Raw genomic sequence first — 15572 nt, forward strand, 5'->3', positions numbered from 1 at the left:
TGCGTCCTTGCGTTGGTGGTGGCTGGGTGCCGCGTTCCCTGTCGCGGCGGTATGTCAGAAGACGAAGGCGGCGTCCCGCGCCTGACTGCCGGACCCTGAGCGCGGCGGATCGCCCGTTGCCGAATTGGGCGGTACTGGCCGCGGGCCGGTCACGTGCGGCACGAACGGCTGCGTCGAGGGCATTGGCGCCGGCGGCGGGGAGAACGTCCCCGCGGGCACGTCGGCATCCGCATCGCCCTGGACCTGCGCAGCCACCAGCGCCGCCGGCATGGAACGGCGCTCGCGCAGGCTGGCGACGCCTGCACCACGCGCTTCCACGGGTCGCCGGCCGGCCAGCGGGATGGCCGTCAGGGATTCCGTGGCCGGGACCACGCCTGCCCGCTGCATCGAACCCTGGACCTTCTGCACGTAGCCGTCCTGGAAGCCACGGACGAAGTTGCCGGAGTAGTAGCAGCTGAAGGCCTTGCCCCAGTCCCCGCCGGCACGCGCATGGCAGTCGGCAAGGATCCGCGCGCCGGCCGCGAGGTTCGGGCACGCCGTGAAGGCCTTCTCGTAGCTGTCCAGCCCCTGCTTCGCCAGGTTGTGCCGGTTCACCTGCGCCAGGCCCAGCGAGAAGTTGTAGCCCCCGCGCTCGAGATGTTCCGCCGTCGCGACCGCTTCCCCGAGGCTGCGCGGCTGCCTGGCAAGGCGCGCGCCGACAACCCCGATGGCGTACGGATTGAACGAGGATTCCACGCCCACCACGTGTTCCATCACGGCCATCGGTACCGCCAGGTCCGGGCAGGCCAGCATTTCAAGCCCGGGGATCATGCCTGCCCCCCGGCCGAAGCACCGCTGCCGAACTCGATCCCGGTGATGCACCGGCGTCCACCCTGCGCGCTGACGTGGACAACGATGTCGATCGTCATCGCCAGGAGCCGCCGAATCGTGTCGAACTCCAGCCCCGCGCCTTCGTCCGAGGCCTTCACCATCAGCGCGAGCTGGTCCCAGGTCTGGGAGGTGCTGCCTGCGTGGCAGCTCGTGATCGACCCCGGGTGGCCTGATGCGCAGTTGCGGATGAAGTAGAAGGCCTCGTCCCCGCGGAGTTCGGCGAGGATGATCCGGTCCGGCTTCATCCGCAGGCAGGCCTCCATGCACGACTTGGCGGTGACCTTCGCCGTGCCCTGGCCGCCCTTGGAGTACAGCAGGTGCACGGCGTTCGGCTGGCTGATGAAGAGTTCGCGTGCGTCCTCGATGGTGACCAGGCGCTCGTCGGCCGGGATGTGTTCGACCAGCGCCTTCATGAACGTCGTCTTGCCGCTGCCGGTAGCGCCCGAAACCACGATATTCCGCCGCAGCTGGACCGCACGCCGGAAGAACTCGGCATGCCGGCCCGCGGCGTGCAGTTCCAGCAGTCCGGCATCGCGCGTGCCATCGGCCCCGCTGGCCCGGATCGACGCGAAGAAGCCCTCCGCTTCGTAGTCCTCCAGTCGCCGGAGCTTGCGCGACGGCAGGCGGATGGTGATCGACACGGCGCCCGCTTCGCAGGCGGGCGGGATCACGAACTGCGCCCGCTGTCCGGTCGGGAAGGTCAGCGAGACCACCGGTTCGGCGTCGGTGATGCGTTGCCCGGTATTGCTCTCGTTGACCACGGCGGTGCAGAACTGGCGTGCGCGCTCGAAGCTCAGGCCCGGGACATCCACACGCTGCCAGCCCCCGCTGCGCTCCAGCCAGACCTCGCCGGGGCGGTTGATGCAGATCTCGGTGATGTCCGGCGCGGTCATGTAAGCGTCGATACCGAGCACCTGGTACTGGTACTCGAGGAAGGCATCGCCCGCCCCCATGGTCGCTGCAAGGGCTCCGGCGACCGTCACAGCCGCGCCACCACGGCCGAGAAGTCGACGTCGCGGGCAACGTAGACGTTGAGCAGGGTTCCCTGCTGGATGGTCACCGTCGGCGGCCGCCGGGTGTCCAGCGCCTGGTTGGCGAGCCGCTCCATCGTGCGCGCGGTGCTGCTCTCGTAGGGCGAACTGACCACGACGCCACCCTCGCCGATCACGGCGCCTGCCGGCCCTTCCTTGGCCGCCGCGTACTTGAATGCATCGCTGACCAGGCTCACCAGCAGCGCCGAACCGATCCTCGAGCCCCAGTGTGCGCTGTAGTGCCCGGGATGGCCCGCACCACCCAGCCCGTCCACGCCGGGGCTGGCCATGCTGATGTCGATGCCCTCCGGCGTGGTGATCCGGTCCCAGACCACCGCCACCCGCGGCCCCCTGGGCTCGGCGTCGTAGCGTCCGAGCACTTTGGAACCGCTCGGCAGCAGCAGGCGCCGGCCATTGATCGAGTAGACCGGCTCGGTGACGACGCAGGACGTGAAGCCGGGTATATCGGTGACGATGCGCGTTTCCAGCACGCAGCGGATGTAGGTGCCGCGCACGAGCAGCGCATCCGGACGGGCGATCGGCCTCGCGGCGGTCGTCGCGGCTCCGGGCGGACCGGCAGCCTCGGCTGGCTCGGCGCCTGGCAGCCCCGCGAGCATCGCCTGCATGTAGGGGTCATGCGCCTGCGGGGCTTCGGCCCCGGCACTCCGCCGTTCGCGCAGGCCCGGTCCCGATGGCGGCTGGGGCAGCGCGAGCGCAGGCCCGCTCCACGACGGCGCATTCGACGCCGGCGGCGGCAGGGGCACGACCGGCACAGGCTCCATCGCCATCGGCGGCACCGGCGGAGGCACTGGAGCCGCTCCCACGCGAGGCAGGTCTGGGATCACGACATCCTGCGCGCGGGGGCCGGCGGTGCCGGCATCGTCGCCACCCGCCGCGCGAAGCATGCCGACGATGGCCAACACCAGGAGCAGGACGATGCCGGCCAGGAACACCAGGGCCTTGCGGTTGAGGCGCTGGACATCCTCGGCGCGAAGCACCGGCGCGGCGGCATCGAGGTCGGGCCCGGCCTGGCGCGCCGCGTAGTGTCCCTGGCCCACCGAATCATCCCTGCCGGTTGCGGTCATCGCGCGTTCCTCCTCAGTCCCACCACCTCGCGTCCGTGGCGCACGACCAGGAACGGATACGTGCCATGCACCACGAGGACGTCGCCTTCGACCGTGGTGTTGACCACGAACTCGTCGCCATTCCGGCTCCGTCGGCCGAACACGGCCGGGAAGGTGCCGGTGGGAAGCGACGCATGGCTTCCCATGCGCAGGTAGGTGAAGCGACCGTCGTCGTAGACATGCATCGGGACCAGCCAGGCAGGTGCGCGGCGGGCGGCGACGTCGTAATCGAAGTGGTAGGCCCTGTCCCCGGCCAGCACGGTGCTCTGCCCGGCATCGGCCGGCATTTCCTCTTCCGGCTGCGCGAAGGCGGCATCGGCGGGATAGCGGAAGCCGATCCTGTACTGCACGCCTGCGCGCCGCACCTGTTCGAGGCTGGTCCAGTCGGCAGCCACGACCTTCAGCTCGAAAATGTAGGAGTGCGCCCGCGTCCGCACCAGCATGTTCGTGTCCACGTCGACGTCGCGCGGGCGCAGGTAGAACACGTTGCCGCGGCGCGTCAGGTCCCAGCCAGCGCTGAAGCCGGCGCTGAAATCGAGAATCTCCTCGGCCGGGTCGAGCTCGATCTGGGTGGTGATGCCGAGCGCCGTGCGGACCTGGTAGATGCCGTCGGGCACGTAGTCGAAGGTATCGACCTGCGGCGATGCACTGGCCGGTTGCATCGCGGCGGGACACGCGAGCGGAAGGCACATCCACAGGACAAGCGCGGCGATGACGTGCCTCATTGGCTGGCTCCTTCCGTGGCGACTCCGCCGACGTTCGCGTGCGTTGCCTCCGGCAGGTCACTGTCTGCCACGAAGGGGTCGGGCCCGAATACCGCAGGCTCGCTTTCCGCGGGTGGCAGCGGCGCATAGTCGGTGTCGACGCGGTAGCTGGTGACCTGGAACCCCAGCGGATTCTCGAGCCGGTCCGGTTCGTCCATGCGCAACGCGAGGTTGTAGGTGAAGCCCAGCGTGGCGATGCGGCTGTCCAGCGGCCGCGTCGCACCGCTGGCCTTGTCGTACACGCTGCGCTGGAAGCGCACGGTGGCGCCGCCAGGCGCGCCATCCGGCCCATCGAGAAGCTGGATGCTCAGGATCCGCACGCGGATCGCGCGGCTGCGCCCCCAGGTATTGAACGGGCTGTCCGCATTGTTGGCGGCATGCAGCGCGGCGTATTCCTTCCCGACCTCCGGCGCCGACATCGCGTGCACCGCGCGCCAGTCGCGCAGATTCATCATCGCCACGTCGTAGGACTCGCGCAGGCTGATGAAGCCCGCCACGTTCGCGCGCGCGATCGCTTCGCTGGCGCTGACGCTCTTGTGGCGGAAGTCCTCGTCCAGCCGCGCGACGGTGGCGTTGCCGCTGGACGCGTCGGCCATGACCAGGAACGGCACGCGCTCCTTGAGCGGCATGACCCGCAGGTAGCCTGCCCCGAGCAGCAGCGCCAGCATCGAGGCCACAGCCGCCACCCGCCAGGCGCGACGCTCGCTTCGACACGCCAGGTCGGCGATGCTGGTCTCGTAGTCCACCGCGCGGGCGATCGCTTCCCTGCTCGCCGGCCCCGGCCGCTTGTCCTTGGACATTCTGCAATCCATGCAATGTTGTTGGAGCGCCACGCCAGGCGCCGGTCAGCCGTCCGCGGTGGCCTGTGCCATCACCACGACCCGGTTGCCCTCCATCCGCAGCAGCAGCCCCTGTCCGCCGAACGCGCGTGCCAGCTGCGCAAGCGCATCGGGCAGGTTCTGCGCACGCACCTCGCGCACGGGCTGGTGCAGGGTGAAGTCGGCCGGATGCCGATAGTCGAGTTCGCTGCCGCTGTCACGGGCCCAGCGCATCAACAGGTTGCGCAGCGTCCCGTCCATCGGCGAGGCCTGGTACACCGGCGCCCCCACCAGCGGAATCGCTTCGGTCGCCGCCGCATACTGGTTCGCGGGCGTCCACCTGCCCCCGAAGTCGCGCGCCTCGCGGCTGGCGCAGCCGGTGCCGGCGGACATCACCACCACCGTGGCCGCAACAGCGCAGACGAATAAAAAGGGCTTCCTGCCCATGCCACCCTCCCTGGCCTGTTTCCGTCATCGAAATGAAGAGGCCAGAACGATCCTTGTCCTCGGCCGTGGTACCCCTTTCTGCCGCGTTCCGCTGCGGACTGCGCGATGCCTCCCCTCGCGCCATGGCTGAACGCTAACCGCGGACGAAGTGCGGTTCAATACGGTTTTTGTGGCATTTGTGTGACTTCGGCCAGAGAACGGAGAAGTCCTACGACGCTTTCAGATCCCGGTCCCGGAGCGAAGCCGTCATGCAGTCGCCGTATCATGGCCGCATGCAACCACACGCACGATCCACGGCAAGGCTTGCCGTGCTGCTGGCCGCCGCCTTCTCCCTCGCTGCCTGCAGCACCACGCCCGGACAGCCGGCGCCCCCTCGTTTCGACGGCCAGCACCAATCCACGGCGGCCCCGGACGCACTGCTGCTGATCTCCATCGACGGCCTGCATCCCGACCGCATCAACCCCACCGACTCGCCCAACGTCGCCCGACTCGCCGCCACCGGCGTCCAGGCGCGCTGGATGACGCCCTCCTACCCCAGCCTCACCTTCCCCAACCACTACACGATCGCCACCGGACTGCGCCCGGACCGCCACGGCATCGTCCACAACTCGATGCACGACGAGGAACTTGGCACCTTCCGCCTCTCCGACCGCGACGCCGTCGGCACCAGCGACTGGTGGGGCGGCGAGCCGATCTGGGTGGGCGCTGAAAAGGCCGGCCTGCCCACGGCCACGATGTTCTGGCCGGGCTCGGAAGCCGAAGTCGCGGGCGTGCGGCCCACGCGCTGGCACCTGTACGAGGAGTCGATCCCGGCGGCCGAGCGCGCCGCGACCGTCGGCGGCTGGCTGCTGGAGCCGGAGGCCACGCGTCCGCGCCTCGCAACGCTCTATTTCCACGCCGTCGACAGCGCGGCGCACGCGCACGGCCCGGATTCGGACGAGGCGCGCGCGGCGCTGGCGGAGATCGACGCCGCCATCGGCCAGCTCCTCGACCAGCTCGCGCGTGGCGGCCGCCTGGAGCACACCAACATTATCCTGGTGTCCGACCACGGGATGGCGCCGGTGCCGGCAGGCCAGCAGCTCTCCGTCAGCGACATGGTCACGATGGAGCAGGCGCGCCTGTCGAGCATCGGCCAGGTGGTCCAGGTGCAGCCCAATCCCGGCTTCGAGGCCGAAGTGGAGGCACGCCTGCTCGGCCGCCACGACCACTACGAGTGCTGGCGCCGCGATGAACTCCCGGCACGCTGGCACTACGGCACGCATCCGCGCATCCCCGCCATCGTCTGCCAGATGGACGAGGGCTGGGACGCACTGCCGCCGCGGATGCTGGAGGCGCGCGCGCAGGGCGGCACGCGCGGCTCGCACGGTTACGACCCGGCGCTGCCGTCGATGCGCGCGGTGTTCATCGCCAGCGGGCCGGCGTTCCGCCAAGGGGCCGTGATCGATCCGATCGACAACGTCGACGTGTATCCGCTGATGACGCGGCTGCTGGGGATCCCGGCGGCCGACCACGACGGCAACGCCGCGGCGCTGCTGCCCGCACGTCGCGAGGCCACGCTGCGTTGAGGCACATCCGGGGCGGCTTCCCGCTGCCCTCGTGCGCGGCAACCCGTTCCGGAACCAGCGCTCGCATCCCGGGCCGCGCTGAAGCAGCGCGGCCCGCGGGCGGCGCTCAGAGCGCCGCGGTCACCACGATCTCCACCTTCCAGTCCGCGTCGGCCAGCCGCGCCTCCACGGTGGCGCGCGCCGGCGCCTGGCCCGGCATTACCCACGCATCCCAGGCGCGGTTCATGCCGTCGAAGTCGGCGAGATCCGCCAGGTAGATCTGCGCGCGCAGCACGCGGGTCTTGTCGGTGCCCGCCTGCGCGAGCAGGGCGTCGACGGCCTCGAGCACTTCGCGCGTCTGCTGCTCGATGCCTGCACCGGCGGTTTCCGGCACCTGCCCGGCGAGATGCACGATGCCACCGTGGATGCAGGCCTCGGACATGCGCGGGCCGGCGTCGATGCGGGTGATGTGCTGCGCCAGCGCGAAGTCGAGCGCGGCGCGCACGGCCACGGCCTGTGCCTGGTTGCACTGCTCCGGCGTGGCGCGCGGGCTGTCCGGATAGACCTCGGTGGTGGTGGTGTAGCGCGCGCCGGACACGCCGGCGCACAGCCCCAGCCCGACCACGTCGTATTCGATCACGCCGGGCGCCACCACCGGCGAGCCGATCAGGGTGCCGTCGGGATCGGCCGGGGCGATGTGGGTCACCCGCGCGACCGCGTCGTTGATCGCGCGCTGGAACGCCGGCCGCGGGTTGCGGCTGTCGTCGACCAGGTAGAAGCCGTCGGGGATGGTGCCGGGCTCGAAGGGCTTGCCGTCGCGCGCGGCCAGCGCCGGGCGGAACTCGCTCTCGTCGCTGTCGGTGGTCTCGTGCAGGTCGATGTGCATCAGCACGCGGCCGCGCAGCGGGGCCACCAGCGCCATCAGCGCCGCGGATTCGCCGGCCGGGCTGTCGGCCACGAACGAGCGGTTGGGATCGACGGCATCCGCGTTCCAGCGCTGGAAGCGCTCGTAGCCCCAGGGGCTGACGCAGGGGACGATGAGCAGGTTGGCGCGCCCGGCATAGGCCGCCGCGTCCTCGCGTGCGAAGCGCAGCGCGCCGTGCACGCCGCTGGTCTCGTAGCCGTGCACGCCGCCGGTGACCAGGGCGACGGGCAGCGCCTCGTCCCAGTTCCGGCTGCGCAGCGCGAACAGCGGGTAGCGGCCGTCATCACCGTAGTCGAGCTCGCCGTACTGCTCGACGTCGAAGCGGTCGCGCAGGGCGTCGATCGCCGCGACGACCTCGTCGTGGTAGCTGCGCTGGCGCTGCTGGCGCTCGCGCCAGGCGGTCTTTTCGGCGGCGCCCCAGGGAGTGCCCGGGGTGCCTATGTCGTGGAAGGATGTCTGGTTCATGCGCCCATGGTAGCGATGCGGCCACTGCACCGCGCGTCCGCCGGAACCTTGGACAGCGGTGCGCGGCGCGACCGCTGCTTCCGCGGGCCGCTCAGCACCCCGCCGCCCTGGTGCAGGTCCAGCGACACGACTTCGCCGTCGGCACCGCGCTTGAACGTGATCTCGATGCCGTACGCGGCGGCTTCGAACCGGTCCTGCCCGGCGGCGTCGAGCGCGAATTCGCCCTGTCCCGTCGCCTGGGCGAACAGCCCGCCGTCGCGCGCCCGCACGGTCAGCGCGAAGCCGGGCATCAGCGTGTACTCGCCGGCGTAGCCCGCAAGCGCCGCCGGGTCCAGCGCGGGTCGCGGCGCCGCGGCACCCGGCCCATCCAGCCGCGTCGCCGGCAGCGCGCCACCGCCCTGCATCCAGGTGAAGACGTGGCTGCCATCGGCCTTGCGCTGCGGCTTCAGCAGCGCATCCACCACGCCGGGGAAGAAGTCGCCCTCGCTGTCGTAGCCAAGCGCGAACTCCGGCTGCCCCTCCGCCTGCGCGAACAGCGTGCCGTCGCGCTGGCGCAGGCTGATCTTCATCGCGCCCTGCAGCTGGTACTCGCCGACCAGGCCGTCGAGCAGCGCCTGCGGCGGCGCCTCGACCGTGCGCGGGCTGCCCAGCGGGAACGAGGCGTCGACCAGGTGCAGGCCCAGGCTTCCCAGGTTGCCGACCGCGCTCCAGGACGTGTCGGACAGGATCACCACGCCGCGCCGTGCTTCGCGGTCGACCGAGACGAAGGACGAGAAGCCACCGGTGCCGCCCTCGTGCACCAGCACCGTGCGTCCGGCCACCGGCAGCAGCATCCAGTTCATCGCCATCGGCGGCTGTTCGCTGAGCGGCGTCTGCGCCAGTTCGATCGCTTCCGCGAGCGGCGTCGCGGACGGATCGAGATTGGCCTGCACGTAGCGCACCATGTCGTCCAGCGTTGCTCGCACGCCTCCAACGCCAGCGAGATCGCCGGCGAAGGTCCAGGCCGGCGTCGGCAGGCCGTTGGCGGTGTGCCCGCCGGCCGCGCGCACGCCCTCCGGACGCCGGGCGAGGCCCACGTGGGCGCCCTTCATCCCCAGCGGCTCGAACAGGCGCTGCTGCAGCAGGGTCTCGAAGTCGACGCCGGCCCGACGGGCCACCGCCAGCGACAGCACCATCGAGGCGAAGTTGGAGTACTCGAACTGCGTGCCCGGCGCACGCGACAGGGTCGCGTCCCCGAGCGATGCCAGCAGGTCGTCGGGCGTCAGCGCGGCATAGGGGTTGCCGGGATTCGGCGTGCCCATCCGCGAGGGCAGCGCCGGCAGCCCGCTGGTGTGGGTCACCACGTGGCGAAGCAGGATCGGCTGGCCCTCGAACTCCGGCACCACCGTGCCCTCGGGCAGCCAGGTCGACAGCGGATCGTCGAGCGAACCCTTGCCCTGCACGATGAGTTCGGCCAGCAGGGTCGAGGTCATGGTCTTGCTGACCGAGCCGATCTCGAAGGCACTGTCGGCGCCGATGCGCGCGGCGTCTCCTGCCTTCGCGCAGCGGAAGGCGCGCGACACCGCGCCCTTGTCGAGGACCGCCACCGCCATGCAGGCGCCGGTGCGGTCATTGGCCAGGCGCTGGTCGACCAGCGCCGACAGCGTTGCGTCATCGGACGCGTGGACGCTGCACGAGACCGCCAGCGCGATGCCGGCCGCCAGCGGAAGGATCGAGGTCCGTGTGTTCATGTGGTTCTCCCTGGGAAATGCCTGGTCAGACGGTGATGCGGGTGCGGCACGGGATGTGACCGGCTCAGCCGCCATTGGCCGTCAGTTCGTCGATCTGGCGCTGCAGCACGTCGGCGTGGGCGCGGAACCGGGTGCGCGCGGTCCAGCGGTTGAGCCAGGCCAGCCCCACGTACAGCACCAGCATCACACCGAGGTAGGCGAGCGACCCGGCGGTGGGGCCGTCCTGCGCCAGCCTGAGCCCGATGATGCCGATGGCCGGTGGCGTCAGGTACCAGAGCCAGACGCGCTCGAGCATCCGCGCCTGCAGCAGCGAGGCGTGGCGCTGCTGCCGCAGGTAGTCGAGCGTCGGCGCCCCGGGCCTGTCCGGCTCGGCAGCCCGGCGTGCCTGCCGGAGCTTGAACGGCAGCCAGGCGCCCCAGGACGCGATCAGCAGCGCGGATGCGACCTGAAGCCACTCGCCTTCGGCCAGTGCACCGATCACGACCAGCGAGAAGAAGGCCACCACGATCACCGCGGCCACCGTCTCCACCAGGTCGCGCCGCCTGACCTGCTTCCACAGCGAGCGGTCGCGCGCACGCAACTCCTCGGCCGCCATCATCGAAGCCTCCGGCGTTGCCTCGCGCCACTCGCTCCTCAGCTTGTCCCAGTCCATGTTCAACCCTCCACGAAAAGCTGTTCGAACAGGTGGCGCAGGCGTGTCATGCGCACGGCCACGGCATTGACGCTGAGCCCCAGCACCTCGGCCACCTGCTCGCGCGGCAGGCCTTCCAGGTCGAGCAGCAGCACGCTGCGCTGGAGCGGATCGAGGATGGCGAGGAAGTCGTCGAGCACGTGCAGCGGATCGCCCGCGTGCCCGCCGTCGCCCGGCTCGGCGACCTCGTCGAGCGGGCGGTGGTCACGGCGCGGCTTGCGCACATGGCTCAGCGCGGTGTTGAGCGCGACGCGGTACAGCCAGGTGGAGCGCTGCGAGCGGCCGTCGAAGGCGTCGAAGCTGCGCCAGAGCTGGAGCTGTATCTCCTGCAGCAGGTCCTGCCAGTCGTCGGGGCCGGCGTAGCGCCGTGCGAGGCGCACGAGTGCGCCGCGATTCTCCCCGACCATGGCGGTGAACGCCGTGTCCCTGTCCATTCCGTGCGAACGCCTTCCAGCATGTGTCTCGAAAGGATTAGTCGCAGCGGCCGCCGGAAATTTTCATCCGGCCGCATCGCGCGGCCGGGACATCCTGCCCGCGTCGCGGGGGGGGCGCCCCCCCCCCCCCCCGGGCCGGTTATTCGGCCCAGACGCCCCGCTCGGGCGTCCAGTACAGCGTCCTGCGTTCGAACGCCTGCTTGCGTCCGTTGCTGCCGTGCGCCTGTTCCGCCGACTTCGGATAGCCGAACGCGGCCTCGCGCCCGTTGTTCTCGAAGTGCGCGAGGATCGCGCCGTGCACCGGATGCGCGCCGGTGGCCGCCGTCCACAGGAACAGGCCGTCCTCGAAGTACTGGAAGCGGCCGCGCTGGCCCGACACCGGCGACACCGCCGCATCGAGCTCGTCCATCAGCGCGAAGCCCCAGCGCGTCTCCGACCCGGTGGCGCGATACCCGTCGAGGATGCGGCCGTGCACCGCGAACGCGCCGGCGTCGGCGTGCCACAGGATCATCCCGTTGCGGAACTGCTGGAAGCGTCCGCCGAGCTGGGCCGCGGCTTCGGCGAGCTCGGGCACGCCCAGGTGGCTGCGCACGCCACCCATCGCGTAGTACTTCTCGCCGATCTTTCCGTATGGCAGCAGGTCGCAGCGCGGGATGTCGTAGCCGTCGTTGTCGCGCGCCTCGTCGTTGCCCCAGCGCGAGAGGTAGTAGGCCGAGACGTACTGGCCCGCCGGGCCGACGTCGAGGTCGGTCTTCAACCACCAGCGGTTGAAGGCGGTGCCGCTGCGGATCTCGCGGCCCCAGGCCTTGCAGTAGACATAGTGCGTGCCGCGGTTGAGGGTGCCGCTCTGCGCGGTGCTGGTGGGCGACGGGAAGCCCGGCGCGGCGGCGTGGGTGTCGACCCAGTAGGTCGGCGCGGTCGCCGGTGGCGGCGAGCCGCCGTTGATCAGGGTGTAGAAGTTCGCCCACGGGAAGTAGCGGCCGGGGTCGTAGCGGTTCTGGTTGCTGGTCAGCATGCCGTGGCCCTTGATGCGCACGCTGTCGGGCACGACCTGCCAGTAGTCGTAGCCCGGGCCCTTCCAGGCCGATGCGCAGTTGACCGGCTGGCGCGCGCAGATGCTCCGGGTCAGGCGCGCGGACGCGTTCACCATCGCGGACGTCCAGTTGCCGGCGTCGCCGGCGCGGCCGTCGTGCTCGATGCCGATGGTGTAGTGGTTGTGGTACGCCGCGTGCCAGGCCTGGTGGTGCTCGCGCACCATCTGGGTGATCTGTCCGTCCGAACGGCGGACCACGTAGTGCGCCGACACATTGGCCGCCGGGTTCTGGAACCAGGAGATGCCGCCGGCATAGCTGCCTTCGATGGTGTGCATGATCACCGCCGAGCGGCCGTTGCCGGCGGTGCTGTAGTTGCTCGAGTGCGCCGGATTCCAGATCGCCTCGCCGAAGTCCAGCGCGGCGCGGCCGACGTCGCCGGCCTTCGCCGCCGCGCGCGGGACGGCGGCAAGCGGCGCCGGGGCCGCAGCGGCTTCGTCGATGGCGGTGACGGTGTCTGCGCCGTGATCCATGCGCAGTGCCGGAGCGCCGAGCAGCGCCAGGCGCTCGCGCGGGAACGCACGCGCCATTTCCACCGGCATGGCGGGAATGCGCACACCGTCGGCCTCCACGCCGCGCGAAAGGGTCTGCAGCACCTCGTAGGCGAAGCTCTGCCGCGCGAAGCCCTGGATGTTGCCATCGCCCGGGCCGTAGCCGGCGTAGCGTGCCAGCGCGCCGGCCATGGCTTCCACGCCGCCGTCGGCGCGCACCTGGTGGCCGTCCTGCTTCGCCGCGCGCGCCAGCAGCGCCGCTGCGGCGAGGATGTTGGTTTCCGGATCGGACATCACCAGACGCTCGCTCACGCCCAGCAGCTTCGCGCCCTCGGCGACCTGGTTGGCGAAGCCCTCGCCGCGGTACAGGCCCATGACGCCATAGGAGGCCGGCATGTGGCGGTGCCCGGACTTCTCGTGCGGATCGGGCTGCGCATGCGTCCAGTTCGTTTCGGCGAACGCGATCGCCTCGAGCACGCCGCGCGGCAGCGTGTCGTAGTGCTCGTAGGCTCGCGCGAAGTACGCCGGGTAGGCGGCCCGCTCGCGGGCCTGCCGCGCCAGTGCCTCGCGCCGTTCCAGATCCTGTGCCTTCGCCTCCGCGCGGAGGCTGCTCCCCTGCCCGCCGGCATGCGCCAGACCGGCGTACCCCGTTCCCGCGGCGGCCAGCAGCAGGGCTGCGGCCGGCAACATCAACTTGTTCATGGACTCTCCCGTCCCGTGTCGTTCGTGGCCCCCTGGTGCCGCCACGAGGCCACAGCGCCGGCGGCCGCGCCACATGGGGTAATCCCCAAGCCGTGCCGAAGCGTGACCCCCATCCAGGCTGGGTCCCGCCCCAGCTTGTCCGGGCCTGGCGGCCTCCGGAGACTCGGCGCACGCCACCGCAACGGGACCCGCCGCATGCTCCAGCCCCTCATCCAGGACGCGATCCGCGCTGCCGACCAGTTCCTGCGCCAGGTGCAGGCGGAGTTCAATCCCTCGCGCGGCCAGGTGCCCGGGCGCGACGGCGGCTTCGACCAGTCGGTGAGCGGGGCGGAGCCGAAGTGGGGTTTCGACGGCGCCATGGCCGACGTCGCCGGCGCCGTGTACTCGCGCAGCGACGCGCCGGGCTGGACGCGCATGGGCGACGGCGAGCTGCAGGCCGCGGGAATCGACGCCGGGCTGCTGTACGCCGATGGCATGGAGGCTGGCATCTACACCGACGGCGATGGCCGCTACGTCGTGGCCTATGCCGGCAACGACACCGGCGGCGTGCAGGACGTGGGCACGGTGATCGCGCAGTCGGCCGGCTTCCAGACGCGGCAGTACGACAACGCGGTCACGCTCGCGCACCAGGTGGAGCACGCCTTCGGTGGCGACAACGTGGTCTACACCGGGCACTCGCTGGGCGGCGGCCTGGCCTCGATCGCGGCGGCCGCCACCGGCAGCACCGCGGTGACCTTCAGCGCCCAGGGCGTGCACGACAACGTGCTGCGCCAGCACGGGCTGGATCCGGTGGTGGTCCGGCACCGCGCCGACCAGGGCCAGATGCGCCACTACAGCATCGACGGCGACTTCGCGACCTTCGCCCAGCGGCAGATGCCCATCATCGACATGCTGCCCGACACGCTCGGCACCCACATCCAGTTCAACAATCCCGCGGGCCTGTCCAACATCGGCGACGCGCACAACATCGGGCCGCTGAAGGCGCAGATCGACGCACGCGCGGACTACCGGCACGAGTTCGTCGACCCGGTCGAGCGCGTGCTGCAGGAGGTCTATTCGGCGGTGACCTCGGTGATCGCCAACGCCTGGCGCGCGGTGGCGCCGCCGATCGTCTGACCGGAGCGCCTCACGGCGCGCGCTTCGGGTCAGAAATCGCGCAGCAGCGTGGCCATGGCGCGCGCGCAGCCCGCCGCTGCGGCATCGCGATCGCGGTGCACGCCGCCGGCCACCACCCGCCGCCCTCCCACGTGCACGTCGCGCACCATGCTGCGGTTTCCGCTGAAGATCCAGCGGTCGGCGACGTCCGCGGCGGTGGCGCCGGCCAGCAGCGGCGAAGCGCCGTCGAGCACCACGGCATCCGCGTCCGCGACCCTGGCGAAGCCGGTGGCATCGGCGGCGCTCGCCGCCACGCCGGCGAGCAGCGTGCCGCCCACGCTCGACGAGGCCGGCGACACCGCGATGTTGCGCCGGTGCGTCGCCAGCCGCTGTCCGTACTCCAGCCAGCGCAGCTCCTCCACCGGCGACACCGAGATGTGCGAGTCCGAGCCGATGCCCCAGGCGCCGCCGGCATCGAGGAAGTCGCGCAGGCGGAACAGGCCGTCGCCGAGGTTGGCCTCGGTGGTCGGGCAGATGGCCACGGTGGCCCCGCTCTTCGCGATGCCGGCCACTTCCCAGTCGTTGAGATGCGTCGCGTGCACCAGGGTCCAGCGCGCGTCGACGCCGGCGTTCTGCAGCAGCCATTCCACCGGACGCCGGTCGCGGATGGCGAGGCAGTCCTGCACCTCGCCCACCTGTTCGGAGATGTGGATGTGGATGCGTGCATCGGCCGGCAGCGCGGCCAGCACCGCACGCATGGCGTCGGGCGGCACCGCGCGCAGGCTGTGCAGGGCGCAGCCGACGTGGAGCATGTCGCCCTGCTCCGCGCGCAGCGCCTCGAACAGGCGCAGGTAGCCGTCGACGTCGTGGCCGAAGCGCCGCTGGCGCTCGCCCAGCGGGCGGCCGTCGAAGCCGCCGGTCATGTACAGCACCGGCAGCAGGAGCAGGCGGATGCCGGTGTCGCGCGCGGCCTGGACGAGCGCGCGCGACATCGCCGCCGGGTCGTCGTAGGGCCGGCCGTCCGGCGCGTGGTGCAGGTAATGGAACTCGCAGACCGTGGTGTAGCCGGCCTCAAGCATCTCGACATAGAGCTGGCTCGCCACCGCATGCAGCGTGTCGGGATCGAAGCGGCCGGCCATGCGGTACATCGTCTCGCGCCAGGTCCAGAACGAATCCTCGGGGTGCGTCTGGCGCTCGGCCAGCCCGGCCATCGCGCGCTGGAAGGCGTGCGAATGCAGGTTGGCGATGCCGGGCAGCCGCCAGCCGCCGTCGACCGGCTCGACGATGGCGGCAGCGTCGCGGGTGGAAGTGGCGGTCATGGCGGGCGATCCGGCGGCGGGGTGCGATAGG

14 protein-coding genes and 1 pseudogene are annotated in these 15572 nt (G+C 71.2%); 2 read left to right on the forward strand and 13 right to left on the reverse strand.

The features are described 5' to 3' along the window. Positions 1–54 precede the first annotated feature (54 nt). From H9645_RS03990 to H9645_RS04015, 6 genes are read right to left on the reverse strand one after another with little or no spacing between them, the layout of a single operon-like run. Positions 55–810: a lytic transglycosylase domain-containing protein gene (locus H9645_RS03990; protein WP_191728387.1), complete on the reverse strand. Its 756-nt coding sequence runs from the start codon at positions 808–810 to the stop codon at positions 55–57. Then, entirely contained in the window at positions 807–1823 is a 1017-nt protein-coding gene (virB11, locus tag H9645_RS03995) for a P-type DNA transfer ATPase VirB11 (protein WP_191728388.1), read from the reverse strand. Before virB11 ends, H9645_RS03990 begins: the two co-directional genes overlap by 4 nt. A 26-nt stretch (positions 1824–1849) precedes the next feature. Further along, complete coding sequence (locus H9645_RS04000; protein ID WP_191728389.1) at positions 1850–2986, reverse strand: TrbI/VirB10 family protein; 1137 nt, start codon at positions 2984–2986, stop codon at positions 1850–1852. Next, positions 2983–3750, reverse strand: a complete 768-nt coding sequence (locus tag H9645_RS04005; protein ID WP_425490192.1) for a TrbG/VirB9 family P-type conjugative transfer protein — start codon at positions 3748–3750, stop codon at positions 2983–2985. The genes H9645_RS04000 and H9645_RS04005 overlap by 4 nt, the downstream gene beginning before the upstream one ends. Continuing rightward, complete coding sequence (locus H9645_RS04010) at positions 3747–4589, reverse strand: VirB8 family type IV secretion system protein (protein WP_191728390.1); 843 nt, start codon at positions 4587–4589, stop codon at positions 3747–3749. The genes H9645_RS04005 and H9645_RS04010 overlap by 4 nt, the downstream gene beginning before the upstream one ends. Positions 4590–4634: 45 nt before the next feature. Further along, the gene (locus H9645_RS04015; protein WP_225217931.1) at positions 4635–5054 is read right to left on the reverse strand and encodes a toxin co-regulated pilus biosynthesis Q family protein; all 420 of its coding nucleotides are present in this window, start codon (positions 5052–5054) and stop codon (positions 4635–4637) included. Positions 5055–5326: 272 nt separating this feature from the next. Between H9645_RS04015 and H9645_RS04020 the strand changes: the two genes are divergently transcribed. Continuing rightward, positions 5327–6619: an alkaline phosphatase family protein gene (locus H9645_RS04020; RefSeq protein WP_191728391.1), complete on the forward strand. Its 1293-nt coding sequence runs from the start codon at positions 5327–5329 to the stop codon at positions 6617–6619. A 106-nt stretch (positions 6620–6725) separates the two neighbouring features. Here H9645_RS04020 and H9645_RS14150 read toward each other — a convergent pair whose 3' ends face one another. The 6 genes and pseudogenes from H9645_RS14150 to H9645_RS04045 all read right to left on the reverse strand — a co-directional run bounded on the left by H9645_RS14150 (position 6726) and on the right by H9645_RS04045 (position 13127). After that, complete coding sequence (locus tag H9645_RS14150) at positions 6726–7067, reverse strand: RidA family protein (RefSeq protein ID WP_318240489.1); 342 nt, start codon at positions 7065–7067, stop codon at positions 6726–6728. A 6-nt stretch (positions 7068–7073) separates the two neighbouring features. Further along, a pseudogene (locus H9645_RS04025) lies at positions 7074–7988 on the reverse strand (M14 family metallopeptidase); the annotation flags it as partial. Further along, on the reverse strand, positions 7985–9718 hold the full coding sequence (locus tag H9645_RS04030; RefSeq protein WP_191728393.1) for a serine hydrolase: 1734 nt from the start codon (positions 9716–9718) through the stop codon (positions 7985–7987). The gene H9645_RS04030 and the pseudogene H9645_RS04025, both read right to left, overlap by 4 nt. A gap of 64 nt (positions 9719–9782) precedes the next feature. Next, positions 9783–10370, reverse strand: coding sequence for a hypothetical protein (locus H9645_RS04035; protein ID WP_191728394.1), 588 nt, complete (start codon positions 10368–10370; stop codon positions 9783–9785). 2 nt (positions 10371–10372) lie between these two features. Further along, positions 10373–10843 carry an RNA polymerase sigma factor gene (locus tag H9645_RS04040; RefSeq protein WP_191728395.1) on the reverse strand — a complete coding sequence of 157 codons (471 nt, stop codon included), beginning with the start codon at positions 10841–10843 and terminating at the stop codon, positions 10373–10375. A gap of 139 nt (positions 10844–10982) precedes the next feature. Further along, a complete protein-coding gene (locus tag H9645_RS04045) occupies positions 10983–13127 on the reverse strand; it encodes an N-acetylmuramoyl-L-alanine amidase (RefSeq protein WP_225217932.1) in 2145 nt (714 codons plus the stop codon). 195 nt (positions 13128–13322) lie between these two features. Here H9645_RS04045 and H9645_RS04050 point away from each other — a divergent pair, with 195 nt between their 5' ends. Then, positions 13323–14243 (forward strand): Tle-like phospholipase domain-containing protein, encoded by a 921-nt coding sequence (locus H9645_RS04050; protein WP_191728397.1) that lies wholly within the window; start codon positions 13323–13325, stop codon positions 14241–14243. Between the two features lie 29 nt (positions 14244–14272). Here H9645_RS04050 and H9645_RS04055 read toward each other — a convergent pair whose 3' ends face one another. Next, positions 14273–15541: a formimidoylglutamate deiminase gene (locus H9645_RS04055; RefSeq protein WP_225217933.1), complete on the reverse strand. Its 1269-nt coding sequence runs from the start codon at positions 15539–15541 to the stop codon at positions 14273–14275. Positions 15542–15572 lie beyond the last annotated feature (31 nt).

This window comes from Luteimonas colneyensis, assembly GCF_014836665.1.
GTDB classification, from domain to species: Bacteria; Pseudomonadota; Gammaproteobacteria; order Xanthomonadales; family Xanthomonadaceae; genus Luteimonas; species Luteimonas colneyensis.